This is a genomic window from Streptomyces sp. ISL-11, from assembly GCF_018614525.1.
In the GTDB taxonomy this organism is placed as follows: Bacteria; Actinomycetota; Actinomycetes; order Streptomycetales; family Streptomycetaceae; genus Streptomyces.
Map to the genome: position 1 here is coordinate 1 of NZ_JAGGOL010000011.1, position 5,507 is coordinate 5,507.

General features: G+C 75.0%; 5 protein-coding genes. 1 reads left to right on the forward strand and 4 read right to left on the reverse strand.

Annotated features, from left to right (window positions below; translation table 11 throughout):
• Positions 1-262: 262 nt before the first annotated feature.
• Together J7E86_RS02535 and J7E86_RS02540 are read right to left on the reverse strand one after the other, a co-directional pair.
• Positions 263-760 (reverse strand): Asp23/Gls24 family envelope stress response protein, encoded by a 498-nt coding sequence (locus J7E86_RS02535; RefSeq protein WP_215079305.1) that lies wholly within the window; start codon positions 758-760, stop codon positions 263-265.
• A 216-nt stretch (positions 761-976) separates the two neighbouring features.
• Positions 977-2,380 carry a deoxyribodipyrimidine photo-lyase gene (locus tag J7E86_RS02540; protein ID WP_215079307.1) on the reverse strand — a complete coding sequence of 468 codons (1,404 nt, stop codon included), beginning with the start codon at positions 2,378-2,380 and terminating at the stop codon, positions 977-979.
• 156 nt (positions 2,381-2,536) lie between these two features.
• Here J7E86_RS02540 and J7E86_RS02545 point away from each other — a divergent pair, with 156 nt between their 5' ends.
• Positions 2,537-3,361, forward strand: a complete 825-nt coding sequence (locus tag J7E86_RS02545; protein WP_308312444.1) for a TrmH family RNA methyltransferase — start codon at positions 2,537-2,539, stop codon at positions 3,359-3,361.
• 42 nt (positions 3,362-3,403) lie between these two features.
• On the opposite strand, the gene J7E86_RS02550 is transcribed toward J7E86_RS02545, so the two are convergent.
• On the reverse strand, positions 3,404-4,156 hold the full coding sequence (locus tag J7E86_RS02550; protein ID WP_215079310.1) for an rRNA methyltransferase: 753 nt from the start codon (positions 4,154-4,156) through the stop codon (positions 3,404-3,406).
• A 90-nt stretch (positions 4,157-4,246) separates the two neighbouring features.
• Positions 4,247-5,507 (reverse strand): long-chain fatty acid--CoA ligase (locus tag J7E86_RS02555; RefSeq protein ID WP_215079312.1); only part of this gene is annotated, 1,261 nt, incomplete at its 5' end.

The window sequence follows — 5,507 nt, forward strand, 5'->3', positions numbered from 1 at the left end:
CCGGGCGCGCCCTTGGCCGTGTCCGACGGATCATGTGAGCGGGCGGCTGCGGGCCGTGTCGTGCGTACCACCGCTGCGCGGCGGTGTCCTCAAGCGCCGGACGGGCTTGGTTTCGGCTGAGCTCAGCCGAAACCAAGCCCGTCCGGCGCTTGAGGACGCGCCCGCAGGGCGCCCGCCGCCGCAGGCGGCAAAGACGGCCCGCCCCGCCGCAGGCGGCCACGCGGCAAAGACGGCCCGCGCCCGAAGACCCACCGGACACCGCCTACTGCACGCGCGTCTCCGCGTCCACCGCGTCGTCGCCGTCCGGAAGGTGGACATCCACCACCGAGACGTTGACCTCCACGACCTCCAGGCCCGTCATCCGCTCCACGGCCGAGATCACGTTCTCCCGGACCTCGCCGGCGACCTCCCTGATCGGCATCCCGTAGGACACGACGAGGTCCAGGTCCACGGCCGTCTGCCGCTCCCCGACCTCGACCTTGACGCCCCGCGTGACGCTGGGCCGCCCGCCGGGCACCCGTTCGCGCACCGCGCCCAGCGTGCGGGCGAAGCCGCCGCCGAGCGCGTGCACGCCCGGCACCTCGCGGGCGGCCAGCCCCGCGATCTTCTCCACGACGCCGTCGGCGATCGAGGTCCTGCCCCGGGTGGCGGCCGGCGTGCCCGGCCCGGGCACGCTGCCCTGGACCGTCGTGCCGCCGGGCGTCCGGGCGCCGCCGGTGCGCGGTTCGTTGAGCTCGGGAACGGTCTGATTCGCTGTCATGACCTTCTCTCCTCTGCCGTCGTCGCTCCGCTGTCCGGACCGGTGGGGGCACCTGCCCCCGTCCGCTCTTCTGTCCGCTCCCGGGGAGGAAAATCCCTCGCGGGGTTGCGAACGGGGGAGCGCGGGGGAGTACCGGGCGCGGCAGGTGGCGGAGGGTGCGGGAGGCGTACGCCCCCCGGCCCGGGCCCCGTACGGAAGGAGGCGCACCGCCACCGCTCAGCCGACGCCCCGCGCCCGCCGGAAGCGCGCCAGCGCGTCCGGGAGGTCGACGATCGGGTCCGGGTAGGCGTACCGCGCCCGTTCCTCGCCGCGCAGCCGCCACGGCTGGTGGACCGCCGCGCCCGCCAGGCCCGCCAGCTCCGGCACCCAGCGCCGCACGTACTCCCCGGCCGGGTCGAACCGCCTGGCCTGGGCGAGCGGGCTGAGGACCCGGTTGGGGCGGGTGTCGCTGCCGGTGCCCGCCACCCACTGCCAGTTCAGCTGGTTGTTCGCCACGTCCCCGTCGACCAGCAGGTCCAGGAAGTGCCGGGCGCCGGCCCGCCAGTCGAGGTACAGCGTCTTGGTGAGGAAGCTCGCCGCCAGCAGCCGGGCCCGGTTGTGCGCCCAGCCCTCGTGTGCGAGCTGCCGCATCGCCGCGTCGACCACCGGATACCCCGTACGGCCCTCCCGCCACGCGGCGAGCTCCTCGGCGTCCACCCGCCAGTGGTCGTGCCGCGTGCGGTAGTCGCGCCGGGCCGCACCGGGACGGGCCGCCAGCAGCTGGTGGTGGAAGTCGCGCCAGGCGAGCTGCCGTACGAACGCCTCGGCGCCCGCACCACCCGCCCGCCGCGCCCGCGCGACCAGCTCGACGGGGGAGAGACAGCCGAAGTGGAGATAGGGCGAGAGCCGCGAGGTCGCGTCCGCCGGCAGGTCGTCGTGGAGCTCGGCGTAGCGGGCCAGCCGGCTCCTCCGCCACGCCTCGAACCGGCGGCGGCCCTCGCTCTCGCCGCCCCGGGGCAGCGCGGGGGACGGCCGGCCCGGGGCGAGCGACTCCGCCGTGGGCAGGGGCTCCGAGCGCACCTCGGGCAGGGGAACCGCGCGCGGGGCCGCGGCCACGGGCCGCGGCACCTCGGCCGACCAGCGCCGGAAGTAGGGCGTGAACACCGCGAAGTGATCCTTGCCGGAACGGCCCGCGCCATCCGCCCGCTTCGCCGCCCCCGACGGCACCACCGCCCCCGGTGCCACCGCCGTGATCACCGCGTCGTGCACCCGCAGCCCGCGCCCGTCTGCCGCCAGCGCCGCCCGCAGCCGCTCCTCGCGGCGCAGCGCGTAGCCGCTGACCCCGCCCGCGAGGTGGACCTCCCCGGCGCCGGTCTCGGCGGCCACCCGGCAGGTCTCCCCGACCACGTCGCCCCGGCGGATCACGAGCCGGCCGCCGCGCTCGCGCAGCGCCGCGTCGAGGTCGGCGAGGCAGTCGGCCAGGAACGCCGCCCGGTTGGGTACGACGAAACCGGCGGCGGCGATGCCGGAGTCGACGACGAACAGCGGTACGACGCGCCGCGCCACGCGCAGGGCGCCGGCGAGCCCGGGATTGTCGCGCAGCCGCAGGTCGGAGGTGAACAGGGCGATCGCTACGTCCATGCCCCGATTGTGCGCGCCGCGGCGGACGGCGGCGCGGCCCCGCACGGCGGAGCGGCGGGACCCCGGCGGTAGGGTGAGCCCTTCCGGCCGGACGGCCGGCGTGACCGTCGGTTCCAAAGGGGATCAGTAGTGGCTGCCAAGCCTGCCGTACTCCGGGTGAGTGCGCGCAACGCGCGCTTCCAGCAGTGGCAGGCGCTGCTGACCAACCGCGCCAAGCGTCAGAAGGCGGGGGAGTTCCTCATCCAGGGCGTGCGCCCGATCTCCCTGGCCCTGGAGCACGGCTGGCCGCTGAGCGCCGTCCTGTACGACGGGGACAGGCCGCTGTCGCAGTGGGCCAAGGGTGTGCTCGGCCGCCTGGGCAACGGCACGGTCCGGGTGCGGATGGACTCCGGCCTGCTGCACGAACTCGGCGGCAAGGAGGACTCCGCCCCCGAGCTGCTCGCGGTGGGGGAGATGCTCCCGGACGACCTGGACCGCCTGGAGCCCGGCCCCGACTTCCTGGGGGTGGTCTTCGACCGCCCCATCACGCCCGGCAACATCGGCACCCTCATCCGTTCCGCGGACGCCTTCGGAGCCTCCGCGATCATCATCTCCGGCCACGCCGCGGACGTGTACGACCCGAAGGCGCTGCGCGCCAGCACCGGGTCCGTCTTCGCGTTGCCGGTGGTGCGGGTGCCCTCGCCCCGCGATGTGCAGGACTGGCTGACGCGGGTCCGCGACCGGGGAACGCCGGTGCGCGTCCTGGGCACGGACGAGAAGGGACCGCACACCATCACCGAGGCGCGGCTGACCGGCCCGCTCCTGGTCGTCATCGGTAACGAGACCTCCGGAATGAGCGGTGCCTGGCGCGAGATGTGCGATGAGACGGTGCGCATTCCGATCGGTGGCGCGGCCAGCTCGCTGAACGCGGCCGCGGCGGGCACCGTCATGCTGTACGAAGCGGCCCGGCAGCGGGGATTCGACGCGGCACTGCCGCTCTGAGCGATGGGCGCGGGGCGCTCCGCGGAGCGCCCGCGGGAGCGGTTACGGCCGACCGCCGTCCTGGAGGTCCGCCGCCCGGACCAGGGCCACCGAACGCGTACCGATCTTCAGCCGCTCCAGCGGCCGGACCGGGCCGACCGGGATCTTCCGGGCGCGATTCGCCACCGCGACGACCGCGTGGGGCGGCAGCACCGAGGCCAGCGAGCGCAGCATCGCGGGGATCGGTTCGTCCCGCACGTCACCCGCCCAGTGGGTCCGCTCCCCGTACGGGATGTCCGTGAGCACCAGGTCCACGGGCGTCTCCGCGACCAGGGGGGCCAGCGAGCGGGGGTCGAAGACATCCGCCCGGTGCGCGGACCAGGGCAGCCCGCCACCGGACTCCGCCAGCCGGCCGGCGAAGCGCCCGGCGGCGTCGGCCGCCTCGGCGTAGGCGGGCTTCGCGAACCGCTCGCTGTCCGCCCGGCGTGCGCGTTCCCGCTCGGCCAGCCCCTCGGGGGTGAGCAGACTCAGATTGCGGCGTGCGATGCCGAGGGCGTCCGCGTCCACGTCCGAGGCGATGACACGGCGCAGCCGATCACGCTCCAGCAGCCCCAGCACGGTCGCCAGGTACCCGCTGCCGCAGCACGGGTCCCAGAGCGTCACCGGCCCGTCGCCGGGAAGGTGGGAGACGGCCCGCAGGAAGATCTCGGCGGCCAGCCGTACGGGGAAGGCGGGGAACCCGGGTGCGGAGTGCAGAACGAACCCACAGGCGAAGTCGGAGTTGTCCACGCGGTCCGTGGCGTAACGGTATGGCACTGATCGCTCCTCTGTGGCAGCCCGCCGGCCGCGGATTCCCCCTCATCGTAGTGCCGGCGCCGGGGCCGGTGAGAGGAGCGAGCCCGGGCGTCAGGCCGGGTAGAGCGCCTCGATCTCCCGGGCGTACACCTTCTCGATGGCCCCGCGCCGCAGCTTCAGCGACGGCGTCAGCAGGCCGTGCTCCTCGCCGAACTGGCCGCCCAGTATCCGGAAGGCCCGGATCGACTCGGCCCGGGAGACCATCGTGTTCGCCGCCACCACCGCCCGCCGGACCTCCGCCTCCAGGTCCGGGTCGCTCACCACCACCGGCCACTCCACCGCCGGCCGGCCCCGCATCCGCAGCCAGTGCGCGACCGCCTCCGGATCGAGGGTGACCAGCGCGGCCACGTACGGGCGGTCGTTGCCGATGACGACGCAGTGGGACACCAGCGGGTGCGCCCGCACCCGCTCCTCCAGCGGCAGCGGGGAGACGCTCTTGCCGCCGGACGTCACGAGGATCTCCTTCTTCCGCCCGGTGATCGTCAGATAGCCGTCCGCGTCCAGCGTGCCCAGGTCGCCCGTGGCCAGCCAACCGTCCCGCAGCACCGCACCGGTGCCCTCCGGGTCGTTGAGATAACCGGCGAAGACCTGGCCGCCGCGCAGCCACACCTCGCCGTCGTCGCCGAGCGCCACGCTCGTGCCCGGCACGGGCTGCCCGACCGTACCGAAGCGCGTGCGCTCGGGCGGATTGGCGGTCGCCGCGCCGGTCGTCTCCGTCAGCCCGTACCCCTCGAAGACGATGATCCCCGCACCCGCGAAGAACAGCCCCAGCCGCCGGTCCATCGCCGAACCGCCCGACATCGCGTACCGCATCCGGCCGCCGAGGGCCTCGCGCACCTTGGCGTAGACGAGCCGGTCGAGGAGCTGGTGCTGCACGCGCAGCGCGGCGCCCGGCCCCGGCCCGGCGCCGAAGGCCCGCCGCTCCAGCGCCTCGGCGTACCGCACCGCGACATCGACGGCCTTCTCGAACGGGCCGCCCCTGCCCTCGCTCTCCGCCGCCCGCCGGGCCGTCGCCAGGATCTTCTCGAAGACGTACGGCACCGCCAGGACGAACGTCGGCCGGAACGCCCGCAGGTCCGGCAGCAGCTCCGCCGCCGACAGCTGCGGCTGGTGACCGAGCTTCACCCGCCCGCGCACCGCCGCCACCTGCACCATCCGCCCGAAGACATGCGCGAGCGGCAGGAAGAGCAGGGTGGCGGCCTCGTCACCGGGCCGGGAGCGGAACACCTGCTCGTAGCGGGCGATGACGTTGTCGGCCTCGGCCATGAAATTGGCGTGCGTGAGCACACAGCCCTTGGGGCGGCCGGTGGTG